Genomic DNA, 15,224 nt, shown 5'->3' on the forward strand with positions numbered 1-15,224 from the left:
GCCGCTCAGCCCTTCTTGCCGGCGTAGTCGCTCCGGACGATGCCGTGACGCTGCAGCTTGTCGTAGAAAGTCTTGCGCGGCACGCCGAGAGCCGCAAGCGACTGCTGCACGTCGCCCCCGTGCGATCTCAGCGTTTCCCGTATGATCTCCGCCTCGAAGCGCTCCAGCCGTTCCGGCAGCGGCAATGCTTCGGCCGCCGCCGCCTTCCCCGCACCGGACGCCTTCTCCGGCTGCATGCCAAGCACGACGCGTTCGGCGAAATGCGACAACTCGCGCACGTTGCCGGGCCAGGCATGCTCCGACAGATGCCGGCTGACAGCGGCCGAAAGCTGCGGCAGGTCGCGGCCGAAACGCTTTGCCGCCCGCTCGACGAAATAGCCGAACAGCAGGGGCACGTCGTCCCGCCGCTCGCGTAGCGGCGGAATGGCGAGGCTGACCACGTTGAGCCGGTAGTAGAGGTCTTCGCGAAAGTCCCCGCGCTGCACGGGGTCGCCGAGATCGACCTTGGCGGCGGCGACCACGCGCAGGTCCACCGGCCGCACCTCGTTCGTGCCGAGCGGCGTCACCTCGCGCATCTCCAGTACCCGCAGCATCCTCACCTGGCTCCCCGGCGGCATGCTTTCGATCTCGTCGAGGAAGAGCGTGCCGCCGCTCGAATGTTCGATGCGGCCGATGCGCTTCTTCTGCGCGCCGGTGAAGGCGCCGGGTTCGTGGCCGAAGAGCTCGCTCTCGATCACCTGCTCGGGCAGCGCGCCGCAGTTCAGCGCCACGAAATGGCCCTTCGCCCGCCGGCTCCAGCGGTGCAGCAGCGTCGCCACCACCTCCTTGCCGGTGCCGGTCTCGCCGGTGACGAGCACGTCGACGTCCGTATCGGCAATCTGCCGCAGCATGTCACGCAAACGCAGCATGGCACGCGACTGGCCGATCAGCGGCAGGTCGCCCTCCACGTCGCGCGCCGCGGCGCGCAGCCTGCGGTTCTCCATCACCAGCGACCGCTTCTCCGCCGCCCGCCGGACGGACTGGATCAGCCGGTCGGTGGCGAACGGCTTGGTGACGAAGTCGTAGACCCCGTCCTTGATCGCCTTGACCGCCATCGCGATGTCGCCATGGCCCGTCACCAGCACCACCGGGATTTCCGCGTCGAGCCCCTGGATCTGCGCAAAGAGCTCCAGCCCGTCCATGCCGGGCATGCGGATGTCCGAGACGACGACGCCGGGAAAATCCTCGTCCAGCGCCGCAATCGCCTCCCGGCCCGACGTGAAGGTCGTGATATCGAAACCGGCGAGCTGCAGCGTCTGTGCCGTCGCCCGCAGCAGGTCCCGGTCGTCGTCGACGAGATGCACCGGGATCGTCATGGGCTTTCTCCCGCAGGCTTGAGATGAACAGTGAAGCAGGTGCCGTCCGGTTCGGTCCGGACCTCGATCCGGCCGCCATAGTCGGCCACGATGTCCTTGGAGATCACGAGCCCGAGCCCAAGGCCCCTCTCCTTCGACGAGTTGAAGGGCGAGAACAGCTCCGCCATCACCTGCGGCGCGATGCCGGGCCCGTTGTCGGCGACGGAAACCGCGACCATGTCGTCCGCTACCTTGATCGAGACCGACACGATCGGGTCGGAGCGACCTGCCACGGCCTCCAGCGCGTTCTGGAAAAGGTTGATGAACACCTGCTCGAGCCGCAGCCGGTTTCCGAGAACGAACAGCCCTTGCGCGGACGGATCGATGCGGAGCGCTTCCAGGCTGCCGGCAAAGCGGCTCCTGAGAAGCTCCACCGCGCCCTCGATCGCCTCTCGCAGGTTTACCGGTTCGGCTCCGGTCCTGCCCTTTCGCGCCAGCGCCTTCAGGTCGTCGGTGATCGCGCCGATGCGCTCCGTCAGGCCGGCGATCTGGTCGAGGTTCTCGATCGCCGTGCCGGCCTGCTGCCGTGAGAGGAAGACCTTGGCGTTGTCGGCATAGGCGCGGATGGTCGCGACCGGCTGGTTGATCTCATGCGCCACGCCCGCAGCCACCTGCCCCAGGATCGCCAGCCTGTTGGCCTGCACCAGTTCCTGCTGCACCGTTTGCAGCCGCGTCTCGGTCGACCGGTGCTCGGCGATCTCCGCCTGCAGCCGGTCGCGCGCGTGGCTGAGGTCGGCGGTCCGCTCCTCCACCCGCTGTTCCAGCGCATACCGCGCCTCTTCCGCAGCCGCGATCGCGGCAAGTCCCTTCTGGCGGCGGCGGAGCCAGAAGGCGGCGGCCGCAAGCAGCGGCACCAGCGTCAGAAGCGCCATCATCCGTGCTTCCCGGACGGCTGCAGCGACCGCTGGCTGCATCGGCACGAGATAGCCCAGCCGCCAGGGTGTAGATGCGGCCGGCACGAGGATCCGCAAGTAGTCGGCGCTGCCACCGCCGGGCAGGACCGCCGTGATGATCTCGCTGTAGGGACCGACGGTGCGCCGCTCGGCGATCGGCAGGGGAACGAGCGGAGCATCGCCGAACTGGAGGCTTTCGCGGATCGCCGCAAGACTGTCGGCAGGAATCGCCCGCGTCGTCATGAACCGCCACGACGGAATGCTGGTGATCAGGACGACGTCGTTGTCGTCGACGACGTAGACGGGGCGCCGGGCATCCGACCACTCCCGCTCCAGCCCGTCGAACTCCATCTTGACGACGACGACGCCCTGCGGGTCGGCCGCATCGCCCACGCGTTCGGAAATGTAGAGCCCGGGCCGCTTGCTGACCGTGCCGAGCGCGAAATGCTCCGCCTTCCCCTCCGCCATCCCGCGGGTGAAATAGGACCGGAAGGCATAGTTGTTGCCGACGAAACTGTCCGGCTCCTGCCAGTTGCTCGAGGCGATCGCCAGCCCGCTGGCATCGGTCACGTAGATGACCGAGGCGCTGCTGGCCTGGACGAGCTGCTCCAGTTTGCGGTTGAGGCGGTCGCGGTTTCCGGGCGTCGGCTGGGCCAGCGCGTCCTGCACGTCGCGGTCCAGCGACAGCAGCAGCGGCACCGCCCGCGGGCGTTCCAGCACCGCCCGCAGAAGGGCGACCTTGATATTGGCATCGGTCAGTCCCTGCCCTTCCAGGGCGGACAGCGCGCTGGCGCGGCCATAGATGCCGGCAGCGACCAGCGCAGCCGCGACGAGCAGGGCCGACATAGCGGCGAATGCCGCCCAGGCGAGGCGGAGCCGGCCGACCGGGGAACCGGTCATCAGTGTCGCAGGCGCAATCCGATCCATCGGCTACTATGTGCATTAAAACGCACGACCGGCAAGATAGAGCGTGCGGAATATCGCACAAATGAGAATGGCTGAGTTCACCGGTCTATCCATAAAGAGATATTATTTCAACATGTTATACCGGCATCAGGCAACTGGCACGACGCTTGCTGAACCATTCCCCGACATAACTGTACGCCCCGGGAGGCCGGATTCCGGTTGGGGCACAACGGAGGATGACATGCAGATTTCGACTGACGGCGCGATCAAGCGCGAGACCCTGCCTTTCTACCGGCATCTCTACTTCCAGGTTCTGGTGGCGATCGCCGCCGGCATCCTGCTCGGCCACTACTCTCCCGAGCTCGGCGCCTCGCTGAAGCCGCTCGGCGATGCCTTCATCCGTCTCGTCAAGATGATCATCGCACCGGTGATCTTCCTGACCGTGGCGACAGGCATTGCCGGCATGTCCGACCTGAAGAAGGTCGGCCGGGTCGCCGGCAAGGCGATGATCTACTTCCTGACCTTCTCGACGCTGGCGCTGGCGATCGGCATGCTGGTCGCCAACGTCGTCCAGCCGGGCGCCGGCATGCACATCGATCCGGCCTCGCTCGATGCGAGTGCTGTGTCCACCTACGCCACCAAGGCGCATGAAAGCACCATCACCGGCTTTCTGATGAACATCATCCCGCAGACGATCGTCGGCGCCTTTGCCGAGGGCGACATCCTGCAGGTCCTGTTCTTCTCCGTGCTGTTCGGCGTCGCGCTCGGCATGGTCGGCGAGAAGGGCAGGCCGGTCACCGATTTCCTGAACGCGCTGACTGCGCCGATCTTCCGCCTTGTCGCCATCCTGATGAAGGCGGCCCCGATCGGCGCCTTCGGCGCCATGGCGTTCACCATCGGCAAGTACGGCATCGGCTCGATCGCCAATCTCGCCTTCCTGATCGCCACCTTCTACATCACCTCGCTGCTCTTCGTCTTCGTCGTGCTGGGCGCAGTGGCCCGCTACAACGGCTTCTCGATCGTGGCGCTGATCCGCTACATCAAAGAGGAACTGCTGCTCGTGCTCGGCACCTCCTCCTCCGAAGCCGCCCTGCCGGGGCTGATGCAGAAGATGGAAGCCGCCGGCTGCAAGCGCTCGGTCGTCGGCCTTGTCATCCCCACCGGCTATTCCTTCAATCTCGATGGCACCAACATCTACATGACGCTGGCGGCGCTCTTCATCGCGCAGGCCGTCGACATCCAGCTCTCCTTCGCAGACCAGATCCTGCTGCTGCTCGTCGCCATGCTGAGTTCCAAGGGGGCTGCGGGCATCACCGGCGCGGGCTTCATCACGCTGGCGGCAACGCTCTCCGTCGTCCCCGCCGTCCCGGTCGCCGGCATGGCGCTGATCCTCGGCATCGACCGCTTCATGTCGGAATGCCGCGCGCTGACGAACTTCGTCGGCAACGCCGTCGCCACCATCGTCGTGGCCCGCTGGGAAAACGAGCTCGACGTCGAAAAGCTCGACAGCGCCCTGGGCGGACGCAGCGGCAACGGCCTGTTGCAGCCCACCGGCGCGCTCCAGCCCGCAGAGTAATTCCTCCCAGGGAAGAGGCCGCAGTCTCCGTGAATGGCTCGCCGCACCCGCGGCGGGCCATTCGTCGTTTCTGCACCCACAGTTCCGCATCGGCTTGGACGCCGCGCACTAGGAATCACACGGCTAACGCATTGGACGCAACGCAAGGGTGCGTCGTCGCTGACCAAGGCGCCCGTCTACGGCCTTTGCCATAGCCCGTCCCCTCCCCTTCCGCCGCCGGTGTACCTCATGGGTAGGTCATCCCACCCACTTCATAGGCGGTGGTGAGGGAGAGGGGTTTTCGCCCATTGGCTGTGTTCGTTTCCGGACAGTCCCTGCGTATAACCCTAGGTGGAGAGAGAACGTCCGGCATCCCGCACAGTCGCCGCTACAGGCGCGGCGTCATCCGCAAGGCGGGACGACAGCAAGTGCAGGCTCCGGTCGACCGACCGCGCCGCCCCGATCAACCCGCCCGACCCTTGAGGAGACGTCGCATCATGGCCACACCGGAGTCCCTTATTTTCGACGACATCTCGCTTACGGACGACACGGACGGCGATAATACCTCGAGCCTCGGCGGCAGCGAGCGAACGATCGGAAACTGGACGATCAGACTTTTGGACGAGAACGGCAATGTCGGCTCGCCCGACACCGAGTTTCTCGATGTCATCAGCGATCCGGAAGAATCCGTCCTCGTGGATTCGACCGACTACGGTCTGCGTGTCCTCGGCACATTCGGGACAGTCGCTGCAGCGGAGTTTGCCGCCACCGATGGCGAGAAGTTCTGGCTCAAGAGCTTCCAGATCGACAATTACGGCATGGGAGAAGCCGAGAACGATGTCTTCTCCGACACCGTCCGCGTGGTCGGCTATGCCGACGGGGTGGAGGTTGGCCACCAGGACTTCACGGTCACGGACTTCGTCAACACAACAGTAACGCTGCAGGGTAAATTCTGGCAGTCGATCGACACGTTTCGCATCGTCCAGCCGGACGGCGCGCCCGATATCGCCTTCGTCATCGACGATATCGTCGTGGCGGGCGTCCCCGTCCCGCCGACGCTCACGGGCGACCTCGAGGCGACAGTGGCGGAGGGCGGCGGCTACACGATCACCACCGCCGACCTCAACTTCTCCGATCCGGACGACGACGCCGCGGGCGTCCGCTTCACCGTCTCCGCCGCCTCGAACGGCACGGTGCAGGTGAACGGCAAGGCCGCGACCAGCTTCACCGGCGCCGAACTCGCCGCCGGCAAGGTCACCTTCGTCCACTCCGGCTCGGAATCGACCAAGGCTTCCTTCAAGGTCTCCGTCGAAGACGGCAACGAGGACGGCTCGACCCCGGTCGCCGGCACCTTCAACCTCGCCGTCACTCCGGTCAACGACGCGCCGACGCTCACCGGCGACCTCAAGGCCACGGTGAAGGAAGGCGGCAGCTACACGATCACCACCGCCGACCTCAACTTCTCCGACCCCGACGACGGCCCCTCGGATGTCCGCTTCACCGTCTCCGCCGCCTCGAACGGCACGGTGCAGGTGAACGGCAAGGCCGCGACCAGCTTCACCGGTGCCGAGCTCGCCGCCGGCAAGGTCAGCTTCGTCCACTCCGGCGCCGAATCGGCCAAGGCCTCCTTCAAGGTCGCCGTCGAGGACGGCGACGAGGACGGATCGACGCCGGTCGCCGGCACCTTCAACCTCGCCGTCACCCCGGTCAACGACGCGCCGGCGCTCACCGGCGATCTCAAGGCCACGGTGAAGGAAGGCGGCAGCTACACGATCACCACCGCCGACCTCAACTTCTCCGATCCGGACGACAGCACCGCCGGCGTCCGCTTCACCGTCTCGGCCGCCTCGAACGGCAAGGTCCAGGTGAACGGCAAGGCTGCGACCAGCTTCACCGGCGCCGAGCTTGCGAGCGGCAAGGTCAGCTTCGTCCATTCCGGTGCCGAATCGACCAAAGCCTCCTTCAAGGTCGCCGTCGAGGACGGCAACGAGGACCGCTCGACGCCGGTCGCCCGGACCTTCAGCTTCGCCGTCACCCCGGTCAACGACGCACCGGAGCTCGTCGCCACGCAGACCTTGCGGAAGATCGCCGAGGACGCCTCGACCGCCTCGGCGCGCAAGGTGGCGACGCTGGAGATCTCCGACCCCGACGGCGGCAACAACAAGCTGTCGCTCGCCGGCAGCGACGCGAAGCTGTTCGAGATCAAGAACGGCGCGCTGTGGCTGAAGAAGGGGGCGAAGCTCGACTACGAGACCAACCCCTCCCTGAACGTCACCGTGCGCCTCGACGACCCCTCGATCGGCACGAAGCACGAGGACTGGCAGACCTTCAAGGTCGCCGTCACCGACGTGATGGAAGCGAAACACGGCACCTCCGGCAACGACAAGCTCAACGGCTCCTCGGGCAAGGACGCCCTTTACGGTAAGGGTGGCAACGACATTCTCTACGGCCGGGGCGGCAACGACATCCTCTCGGGCGGCGCCGGCAACGACCGCCTGATCGGCGGCGCCGGCAACGACCGCCTGACCGGTGGCTCCGGCGATGACCGGCTGACCGGTGGCTCCGGCGTCGACACCCTGACCGGCGGCTCCGGCCGCGATACCTTCGTCTTCACCTCGACAAAGGATACGGGTCTCGGCAACGACAAGCGCGACACCGTCACCGACTTCGTCCACGCCCGGGACAAGCTCGACCTGTCTCAGATCGACGCCAACAGCACGCGCTCCGGCGACCAGGACTTCGTCTGGCGTGGCACGAACGACTTCACCGGCAAGGCTGGCGAACTGATCTTCCGCATCTTCGACGAGAAGGGCACGAAGAACGACCGCACCATCGTCTACGGCGACACCGACCGCGACCACCGCGCCGACTTCCAGATCGAACTGACCGGCATCATCGACCTGACCAAGGGGGATTTCATCCTCTGAGGTTGCCTGCGCCGGCGGCAGATCGCTGCCGGCCGCCCCAAGCGAATCCCTGTCATCCGGCCGCGACTTCACGTTCGGCTGGATGGCTCGGCTGTTGAAAGCCGGAAATTCAAAAAAATTAATGCTGAAGATCGCCGCTGGTGCCCCATGCCGGAATCGAACCAGCACTCCTTTCGGAACTCGATTTTGAGTCGAGCGCGTCTACCAGTTCCGCCAATGGGGCATTGCAGCAGGTGACAGAGAGGCGTCTACCACGCCGGCGAGCCGGCGCGCAAGTCGCCAGAACCGCCGATGCGCAGGGCTGCGGAGCCTGACGGTGAACGGCAATGTCGCGACGACGGGTCCACAGTTCTCTGCGGCACACGGCCGCTCCGGCCATAGTGCGGCCGCAGTGACATTTACAACAGGGGCGGAGCTGTTAAAAAGATGCAACCCCTTGAACCGGAACCCATTCATGCTCCGACGCCTCTACGACTGGACCATGTCGCTCGCCGCACGCAAGTCGGCCGAAGCCTGGCTTGCCGTCATCGCCTTCGTGGAAAGCTCCGTCTTTCTGATCCCCGCCGACGTGTTGTTCCTGCCGATGGGGCTTGCCCGTCCCGAACGGCTCTGGCGCTATGCGCTGATTGCGACCGTCGCCTCCGTGCTCGGCGGCATCGCGGGCTGGTATCTCGGACACTACGCCTTCGAGGCGGTGGCCAAGCCCGTGCTCGAGTTCTACGGAAAGCTCGAAGCCTTTGACCAGTTGCGCGCCTCGGTCGGCTACGAGGCCCTGGTGCTGCTCCTCATCACCTCCGGCCTGACCCACCTGCCGCCGATCAAGGTCGTGACCATCCTCGCAGGCGCCGTCAACATCAATCTCGGCCTGTTCATCATCACCGCCATCGTCGCCCGCGGTGCGCGCTTCTTCTTCCTTGCCTGGCTGCTTCGCCGCTATGGCGCGCCGATCCGCGACTTCATCGACAAGCAACTGGGGCTGATTGCAGGCGTCGGCGCCGGCCTCTTGATCGCGCTCTATGTCGCCTACCGTTACGTCGCCGCCTGAACCAGGAATGCCCGCCATGCCCGCCGCCCTCAGACATCAGCCCTCCCTGCCCTACGCTGTTCTCCTCGCCATAGGCATGGCCGCCACCGTCGGCGGCGCGCTCGGCTTCGAGCATATCGGCGGCTATATCCCCTGTGCGCTCTGCCTGCTGCAGCGGCTGCCCTATTACTACGGCATTCCTGTCGCCGTGCTGGCGGCCGTTTCGGCTGCGTTCGGCGGCCCGCCATGGTTGACGCGGGGGCTGCTGCTTGTCGGGGGCGTAATGATGCTCGTCGGCGCCGGCATGGGCGTCTATCATGCCGGCGCCGAGTGGGGCTTCTGGGAGGGCCCGTCGAGCTGTGCGACGTCGGCCCAGGGCATTTCGCCGAGTGCCGGCGACCTGCTCGGCGACCTCGACGCCAAGAAGCCGCCGTCCTGCACCGAAGCCTCGTTCCGTTACCTCGGCCTGTCCTTCGCCGGCTGGAACGTGATCGCAAGCCTCATCCTGGCGGCAATTGCTTTCGCCGGCGTGCGCGCGAAGAGATAAACCGCAGATCCGAGCGGCGCCGCGGTGTATCGCTCTTGCGCCCCATGCCGCCTTGCCGGCGCCATAGCGACACCGGATTTCGGCCCACGGGGAACGGCGCCCTGTCAGGGCTGCAGTTCGACGTCCCAGTAGAGGTAGTCCATCCAGCTTTCGTGCAGGTAGTTCGGCGGGAAGAGACGGCCGTTGTTGTGCAGGTCCTGCACCGTCGGCTGGTAGGGTCGCTGGTGGGGGAACATGCCCGCCTGCTTCGGCAGCTTGCTGCCCTTGCGCAGGTTGCAGGGCGAGCAGGCCGCGACGACGTTGCACCAGGTCGTCTCCCCGCCATGCGCGCGCGGAACGACATGGTCGAAGGTCAGATCATCCGGCGAGCCGCAATACTGGCATTCGAACCGGTCGCGCAGGAACACGTTGAACCGCGTGAAGGCAGGATGGCGCGAAGGCTGCACATAGGTCTTCAGGCTGACGACGCTCGGCAGCCGCATGGTGAAGCTCGGCGAAGAGACCGAGTGTTCGTATTCCGCGATGATGTTCACACGGTCGAGAAAAACCGCCTTGATCGCATCCTGCCAGGACCAGAGCGACAAGGGATAGTAACTCAGCGGCCTGTAGTCAGCGTTCAGGACGAGCGCCGGCAGGGCCTGTGGTGAAACTGAAATCGTCAAGTGATTCTCCTGACCGATTCGGCATCTGCACCTCTATATTAGGCCCGTTGTTACAGCATTGTGAAGCCAGAAAGAAAATGCGCGATGCGGATTTAACCCTTTGCAACCCTGTCGTGAAAGCCTCACGCCAGCGGCGCGCCGTCGCGGCGCATCTGGCGGGCATAATAGGCCCAGAAAAGCCGCGCCGAGACGCCGCGCCAGGGCGACCACATCTCGGCGATCTGCTCGAGTTCGGCGGCAGACGGACGGACGGGAAGCCCGAGCGCATGGCCGACCGCGTTCTGCAGTGCCACGTCGCCGGACGGGAAGATGTCGGGATGGCCGCCGCAGAAGAGAAGGTAGACTTCCGCCGTCCACCGGCCGACCCCCTTGATCGCCGTCAGCGCCCGGATCGCCGAAACCGCGTCCAGGTGGCAGACCGCGTCGAGGTCGACGTCGCCGCGGTCCACGGCCTCGGCGACACGCCTCAGCGTCTCGGCCTTGGCGCGCGAGAGGCCCGCGGCCCGGTTGTCCGCCTCGCTGAGCCCGAGAACATGGTGCGGCGTGATCTCGCCGGCGATCGTCTCCAGCTTGCGCCAGATCGCATCCGCGCTCGCCCGCGAGACCATCTGCGAGACGATGATGCCGGCAAGGCCGCGATAGCCGGGATCGTGCAACCTGAGCGGCACCGGGCCGGCCTTGTCGATCACGGCAAACAGGCGCGCGTCGAGGAGCGCCAGGTCCACGAGCCCGGCGGAGACGTCCGCCTCCGATCTGATCATGTGCAACTGCATGCCGTTCCCGATGTCGATCTTTCGCCCGCCCGGACAGGCTGCCCATTGGCCACGACGTCCATTTCGTGCATGAGCATCTGATGGATTCACCCTTGCCAAAGCAAGCCGTTCTGCGTTTCGCGCCGAGCCCCAACGGGCTCCTGCACCGCGGCCATGCCTATTCGGCCCTTCTCAACCACGGCCTGGCCGCGGCGAACGGCGGACGGTTCCTGCTCAGGATCGAGGATATCGATATCGCGCGTTGCCGGCCAGAATATGAAGAGGCGATCTACCGCGACCTGCGCTGGCTGGGCCTGGACTGGGAGCAGCCGGTGCGCCGCCAGTCGGAGCATTTCTCGTTCTACCAGCAGGCGCTCGAGGACCTGATCGATCGCGGCCTTGCCTATCCGTCCTTCCTGAGCCGCGGCGAGGTGCGCGAACAGGTGGCGGCATGCGAGGCCGCGGGCAAGGTCTGGCCGCGCGATCCCGACGGCGCGCCCTGCTATCCGACTGAGGAACGCAAGCTGGACCGCACGGTCGCCCGGCGCTGGATCACCGAAGGCCGGCAGCACGCCTGGCGCCTCGACATGGCAGCCGCGACAGCGGCGGCCGGCGACCGGCTGGCGGGCCGTGCGCTTACGTGGGACGATACCGGATGCGGCCCGCAAGGGCAGACGGGGACGATCGCCGCACGGCCGGAGCGCTGGGGCGACGTGATCCTGTCGCGGCCCGACGCGCCGTCGAGCTACCATCTTTCGGTGACGCTGGACGATGCCCTGCAGGGCGTGACCCATGTGGTACGCGGCCAGGACCTCTTCCACGCCACCGCCGTCCACCGCCTGCTGCAGGCCCTGCTCGATCTGCCGGAGCCGTCCTACCACCATCACGGCCTGGTGCTGGGAGAGGATGGCCGGAAGCTGTCGAAGAGCAACAGGGATACGGGGATTGCGGCCTATCGCGAGAAGGGCCTGTCACCGTCGGACCTGCGCCTGCTGTTCGCGCGCGATGGCCTCGTCCTCGATGGGCTGCTCCTCCGCTGATCTGTCCCGCAGCACCGGCTTTCGGCCGCGCAGGCGATCGAGGATCACGTGCTTGACCCGGTATTTCAGGAGCGCTGCGTTGATCTCCGCGCCGAGGATGAAGATCACGCCGATGATATAGAGGAACACCAGCGCGATCATGATCGACGCCAGGCCCGCATAGGTCTTCACATAGGTGGAGAATGCCGCGAGGTAGGAGGCGAACAGATAGGCGCCGACGGTCCAGGCGACGAGTGTCAGGATGATCCCGGGCAGCACGTCGGCGATGCGGCGGTGGCCGGCGGGCAGCCAGAGATGGGCGATCAGGAGGCCGGCGAACAGCACCACCAGCGTTCCGAAGATGCCCCACTCCAGCACCAGCGAATAGACGTAGCCGAGCCAGGGGATCCACTGGTCCGTGGCGCGCACGGCGAGCGGCGCTGCCACCAGCACGATGCTGATCGCCGCCAGCGCCACCACGCCGAGGACCACGAAGCCGAGGCTGGCGAGGCGCGTGACATACCACCATCGCGTCTCCGCCACCCGGTAGGCGCGGTTCAGCGACACCCGCAGCGCCTCGACGCCGTTGGAGGCGAAATAGGCGGCGGCCAGCACGGAGATCGTCGCGAGCCCGCCGCGCGGGATCGTCAGCACTGCCACGACCTCGCGGGATATCGGGTCCGCGATCGACGCCGGCCAGGTGTCGAAGATCAGGTGGACGGCGGTGTCGGCGAACTGGTCGGCCCCGAGAAAGGAGCCGAGTGCTGTGCCGAAGATCAGGAAGGGAAAGACGGCCAGGAGCGTCGACAGCGCGACGTGGCTCGCCATGGCCCAGCCGTCGTCCTCGGTGAAATGCCAGATCGCGTCGAACACGACCTTGTAGAGGAGGCGTAGAGCGGTCGGCATGTCCCTCCCCTTCGTCTGGCCGCCTCTCCATCGAGGCGGGTCCTGTTGGCGCGATTGCCAGCGCCCGGTGAATATGGGAAACGAAACGGAATTTGTACAGGAAATCGCATGGCCGATCCCGTTCCCAGAACAAGAACGATCATCGTCACCGGGTGTTCCTCCGGCATCGGCGCCCATTGCGCCCGGGCGCTGAAGGCCGATGGCTGGCGGGTGTTCGCCACGGTGCGCAAGGAGGCCGATCGCGCCCCGCTGGAGGCGGACGGTATCGAGGCGCTGATTATGGACTACACCGACCCGGCCTCGATCGCAGCGCTCGCCGATACCGTGCTCGCACGCACCGGCGGGCGGATCGACGCCCTGTTCAACAACGGCGCCTATGGCCAGGCCGGCGCCGTGGAGGACCTGCCGGTCGAGGCGTTGCGCCGGCAGTTCGAGACCAACGTCTTCGGCTGGCACGACCTGACCCGCCGCCTCATCCCCGCCATGCGCAGCCAGGGCCACGGCCGGATCGTGCAGTGCTCGTCCATCCTCGGTCTCGTACCCTATCGCTGGCGCGGCGCCTACAATGCTTCCAAGTTTGCGCTCGAGGGCCTGTCACTGACGCTGCGCATGGAGCTGGCGGGCTCCGGCGTCCATGTCAGCCTGATCGAGCCCGGTCCGATCGAATCGCGCTTCACCGCCAATGCGATTGCCCATATCGAGAAGAACATCGACCTCGAGGGCTCGGTTCACGCGGAGGAATATCGGAGGCAGATGCGGCGACTGCGCGGAGAGAGCGCCCCGGCGCGCGGCAAACTCGGCCCGGACGCCGTCTACAGCGTCCTTCGGCACGCCCTGAACGCACGCGCCCCGCGCCCGCACTACATCGTCACCTCGCCTGCCAAAAAGGGAGCGCTGCTGAAGAAGCTGCTGCCCGCCTCGCTCTTCTACCACATCATCGGCCGGCTGGGATGAATAAGCCGCCGAAACAGTCTCTGGACATTACCCTTCGAACAGCGGAATCTTGATGCATGTCTACTTTCCTGACCTACCTCACCCTCATTGTCATGGGCCTTGTCGCGATCGTCCTGATCCGCGGCCTCGCCAACATGCTCAAGGGCGGAAGCGGCAACAAGTCCAACAAGCTGATGCAGATGCGCATCCTGCTGCAGGCGGTCGCCCTCATCCTCATCATGCTGACGCTGTGGGTGACCGGCGGCGGCCAGCCGTCATAGGGGCGCCGTCATGGTCAAGCTGAACAAGATCTACACCCGCACCGGCGACGACGGCACGACCGGCTTGGTTTCCGGCGCGCGCCGAAAGAAGCATGACGCCCGTGTCGGCGCCTATGGCGACGTGGATGAGACGAACGCGCTGATCGGGACGGCGCGCCAGCACGCAGCGATTATGCCCGATCTCGACAGGATGCTGATGCGCATCCAGAACGACCTGTTCGACCTGGGGGCCGACCTCGCCACGCCCGAGACCGGCGAGAAGCCCGCCTACGAACCGCTGCGCATCGTCCAGAGCCAGGTCGACAGGCTCGAGACCGAGATAGACAGGCTCAATGCCGATCTTTCCCCGCTGCGCTCCTTCGTGCTGCCCGGCGGCTCCCCGCTCGCAGCCGCCCTCCATGTTGCCCGCACCGTGGCGCGCCGCGCCGAGCGGCGGATCGTCGAACTGGCCGAACGGGAGGGAGAGACCGTCTCGAAGGAGGCGATCGCCTATATCAACCGCCTGTCGGACTTCCTTTTCGTCGCCGCCCGCTGGGCGAACGACAAGGGCACCCTGGACGTGCTGTGGGTTCCGGGACAGAACAGGTGACGGACGGCGCATCCGAAACGAAAGGACGTTCATGTTCATACCGCTGCACGATGCGAACTCCCTGAAATACATCAAGGTGCAGTATGCCACGATCGGCCTGATCCTGGTGAACGTCGCCGTCTGGATCGTCGCCGGGCTCGCCGCCAGCCAGGTCTTTTCGGACGAAACCGTCGTCGGCCTCGGCTATATCCCCGCCGTCGTCTTCGGCTATGCCGACCTCGAGCCGGGCCTGGTGCTGGTACCGGAGGATGCGACCTACATCACCTATGCCTTCATCCACACCGACTTTCTGCATCTGGCGACGAACATGCTGTTCCTCTGGGTGTTCGGCGACAATGTCGAGGATGCGCTGGGGCATTTCCGCTTCCTCGTCTTCTATCTCGCCTGCGCGGCCGCCGGTGCCCTCGTTCACGGCCTGTTCCAGCCGGCATCCGAGGCGCCGCTGATCGGCGCGTCGGGCGCGGTCTCGGGCGTGGTCGCAGCCTACCTGCTGCTGCACCCGAAGGTCCGCGTCTGGGTCCTCGTCTTCTTCCGCATCCCGCTGCCGCTGCCCGCCGTCGTTCCGCTGCTGCTGTGGATCGGCCAGCAATTCTACATGCTCTTCCTCGATCCGCAGGGCGGCATTTCCTGGGGCGCCCATGTCGGAGGCATTCTCGCCGGCGCCGTGTTCGTGGTGTTCTTCCGCCGGCGCGGCGTGCCGCTGTTCGATCGCACCGTCGTGACACCGAAGGCGGTGCGACATAAAGAAGCAACGCCCGCCGGAGAAGGCGCGTCCGAGACCGCGCCAAACGCCCCGCCCCTTCGCTGGGGCCGGTGATTTCGCCAGCGGCTCGCGC

General features: G+C 66.1%; 14 protein-coding genes and 1 tRNA gene. 9 read left to right on the plus strand and 6 right to left on the minus strand.

Annotated features, from left to right (window positions below; genetic code table 11):
• Positions 1-5: 5 nt before the first annotated feature.
• Complete coding sequence (locus OCK02_RS00190; protein WP_263811196.1) at positions 6-1,355, minus strand: sigma-54-dependent transcriptional regulator; 1,350 nt, start codon at positions 1,353-1,355, stop codon at positions 6-8.
• Positions 1,352-3,187: an ATP-binding protein gene (locus OCK02_RS00195; protein ID WP_263811198.1), complete on the minus strand. Its 1,836-nt coding sequence runs from the start codon at positions 3,185-3,187 to the stop codon at positions 1,352-1,354. Before OCK02_RS00195 ends, OCK02_RS00190 begins: the two co-directional genes overlap by 4 nt.
• 247 nt (positions 3,188-3,434) lie before the next feature.
• On the opposite strand from OCK02_RS00195, the gene OCK02_RS00200 reads away from it, so the two are divergent.
• Both OCK02_RS00200 and OCK02_RS00205 read left to right on the plus strand, forming a co-directional pair.
• Positions 3,435-4,769 (plus strand): dicarboxylate/amino acid:cation symporter, encoded by a 1,335-nt coding sequence (locus OCK02_RS00200; RefSeq protein WP_263811199.1) that lies wholly within the window; start codon positions 3,435-3,437, stop codon positions 4,767-4,769.
• A 476-nt stretch (positions 4,770-5,245) separates the two neighbouring features.
• On the plus strand, positions 5,246-7,675 hold the full coding sequence (locus tag OCK02_RS00205) for a cadherin-like domain-containing protein (RefSeq protein ID WP_263811201.1): 2,430 nt from the start codon (positions 5,246-5,248) through the stop codon (positions 7,673-7,675).
• A 138-nt stretch (positions 7,676-7,813) separates the two neighbouring features.
• Here the strand turns inward: OCK02_RS00205 and OCK02_RS00210 are convergent.
• A tRNA-Leu gene (locus tag OCK02_RS00210) sits at positions 7,814-7,898 on the minus strand.
• Between the two features lie 231 nt (positions 7,899-8,129).
• Between OCK02_RS00210 and OCK02_RS00215 the strand changes: the two genes are divergently transcribed.
• Positions 8,130-8,720, plus strand: coding sequence for a YqaA family protein (locus OCK02_RS00215; RefSeq protein ID WP_230805738.1), 591 nt, complete (start codon positions 8,130-8,132; stop codon positions 8,718-8,720).
• Between the two features lie 16 nt (positions 8,721-8,736).
• Positions 8,737-9,246 (plus strand): disulfide bond formation protein B, encoded by a 510-nt coding sequence (locus OCK02_RS00220; RefSeq protein ID WP_263811202.1) that lies wholly within the window; start codon positions 8,737-8,739, stop codon positions 9,244-9,246.
• A 104-nt stretch (positions 9,247-9,350) separates the two neighbouring features.
• Here OCK02_RS00220 and OCK02_RS00225 read toward each other — a convergent pair whose 3' ends face one another.
• Both OCK02_RS00225 and OCK02_RS00230 read right to left on the minus strand, forming a co-directional pair.
• Positions 9,351-9,908, minus strand: coding sequence for an HNH endonuclease (locus OCK02_RS00225; RefSeq protein WP_230805742.1), 558 nt, complete (start codon positions 9,906-9,908; stop codon positions 9,351-9,353).
• Positions 9,909-10,030: 122 nt separating this feature from the next.
• On the minus strand, positions 10,031-10,675 hold the full coding sequence (locus tag OCK02_RS00230) for a DNA-3-methyladenine glycosylase family protein (RefSeq protein WP_263811204.1): 645 nt from the start codon (positions 10,673-10,675) through the stop codon (positions 10,031-10,033).
• Positions 10,676-10,761: 86 nt separating this feature from the next.
• Here OCK02_RS00230 and gluQRS point away from each other — a divergent pair, with 86 nt between their 5' ends.
• Positions 10,762-11,700, plus strand: coding sequence for a tRNA glutamyl-Q(34) synthetase GluQRS (gene gluQRS / locus OCK02_RS00235; RefSeq protein ID WP_263811207.1), 939 nt, complete (start codon positions 10,762-10,764; stop codon positions 11,698-11,700).
• Here gluQRS and OCK02_RS00240 read toward each other — a convergent pair.
• On the minus strand, positions 11,632-12,585 hold the full coding sequence (locus tag OCK02_RS00240) for a YihY/virulence factor BrkB family protein (RefSeq protein ID WP_263811208.1): 954 nt from the start codon (positions 12,583-12,585) through the stop codon (positions 11,632-11,634). The genes gluQRS and OCK02_RS00240 overlap by 69 nt on opposite strands.
• A 108-nt stretch (positions 12,586-12,693) precedes the next feature.
• Here OCK02_RS00240 and OCK02_RS00245 point away from each other — a divergent pair, with 108 nt between their 5' ends.
• The 4 genes from OCK02_RS00245 to OCK02_RS00260 are packed head-to-tail and all read left to right on the plus strand — an operon-like array spanning position 12,694 to position 15,205.
• Positions 12,694-13,539, plus strand: coding sequence for an SDR family oxidoreductase (locus OCK02_RS00245; RefSeq protein ID WP_263811210.1), 846 nt, complete (start codon positions 12,694-12,696; stop codon positions 13,537-13,539).
• 56 nt (positions 13,540-13,595) lie between these two features.
• A complete protein-coding gene (locus OCK02_RS00250; protein ID WP_263811212.1) occupies positions 13,596-13,799 on the plus strand; it encodes a twin transmembrane helix small protein in 204 nt (67 codons plus the stop codon).
• Positions 13,800-13,809: 10 nt separating this feature from the next.
• A complete protein-coding gene (locus tag OCK02_RS00255) occupies positions 13,810-14,388 on the plus strand; it encodes a cob(I)yrinic acid a,c-diamide adenosyltransferase (protein WP_263811213.1) in 579 nt (192 codons plus the stop codon).
• Positions 14,389-14,419: 31 nt separating this feature from the next.
• Positions 14,420-15,205 carry a rhomboid family intramembrane serine protease gene (locus tag OCK02_RS00260; RefSeq protein WP_263811214.1) on the plus strand — a complete coding sequence of 262 codons (786 nt, stop codon included), beginning with the start codon at positions 14,420-14,422 and terminating at the stop codon, positions 15,203-15,205.
• Positions 15,206-15,224: the final 19 nt, after the last annotated feature.

This window comes from Rhizobium sp. TRM96647 (assembly GCF_025780115.1).
GTDB lineage: Bacteria > Pseudomonadota > Alphaproteobacteria > Rhizobiales > Rhizobiaceae > Mycoplana.

Coding starts and splice junctions, on each gene's coding strand:
- OCK02_RS00190 (WP_263811196.1), bottom strand. CDS start 1,355: ATGACGATCCCGGTGCATCTCGTCGACGACGACCGGGACCTGCTGCGG.
- OCK02_RS00195 (WP_263811198.1), bottom strand. CDS start 3,187: ATGACCGGTTCCCCGGTCGGCCGGCTCCGCCTCGCCTGGGCGGCATTC.
- OCK02_RS00200 (WP_263811199.1), top strand. CDS start 3,435: ATGCAGATTTCGACTGACGGCGCGATCAAGCGCGAGACCCTGCCTTTC.
- OCK02_RS00205 (WP_263811201.1), top strand. CDS start 5,246: ATGGCCACACCGGAGTCCCTTATTTTCGACGACATCTCGCTTACGGAC.
- OCK02_RS00215 (WP_230805738.1), top strand. CDS start 8,130: ATGCTCCGACGCCTCTACGACTGGACCATGTCGCTCGCCGCACGCAAG.
- OCK02_RS00220 (WP_263811202.1), top strand. CDS start 8,737: ATGCCCGCCGCCCTCAGACATCAGCCCTCCCTGCCCTACGCTGTTCTC.
- gluQRS (WP_263811207.1), top strand. CDS start 10,762: ATGGATTCACCCTTGCCAAAGCAAGCCGTTCTGCGTTTCGCGCCGAGC.
- OCK02_RS00240 (WP_263811208.1), bottom strand. CDS start 12,585: ATGCCGACCGCTCTACGCCTCCTCTACAAGGTCGTGTTCGACGCGATC.
- OCK02_RS00245 (WP_263811210.1), top strand. CDS start 12,694: ATGGCCGATCCCGTTCCCAGAACAAGAACGATCATCGTCACCGGGTGT.
- OCK02_RS00250 (WP_263811212.1), top strand. CDS start 13,596: ATGTCTACTTTCCTGACCTACCTCACCCTCATTGTCATGGGCCTTGTC.
- OCK02_RS00255 (WP_263811213.1), top strand. CDS start 13,810: ATGGTCAAGCTGAACAAGATCTACACCCGCACCGGCGACGACGGCACG.
- OCK02_RS00260 (WP_263811214.1), top strand. CDS start 14,420: ATGTTCATACCGCTGCACGATGCGAACTCCCTGAAATACATCAAGGTG.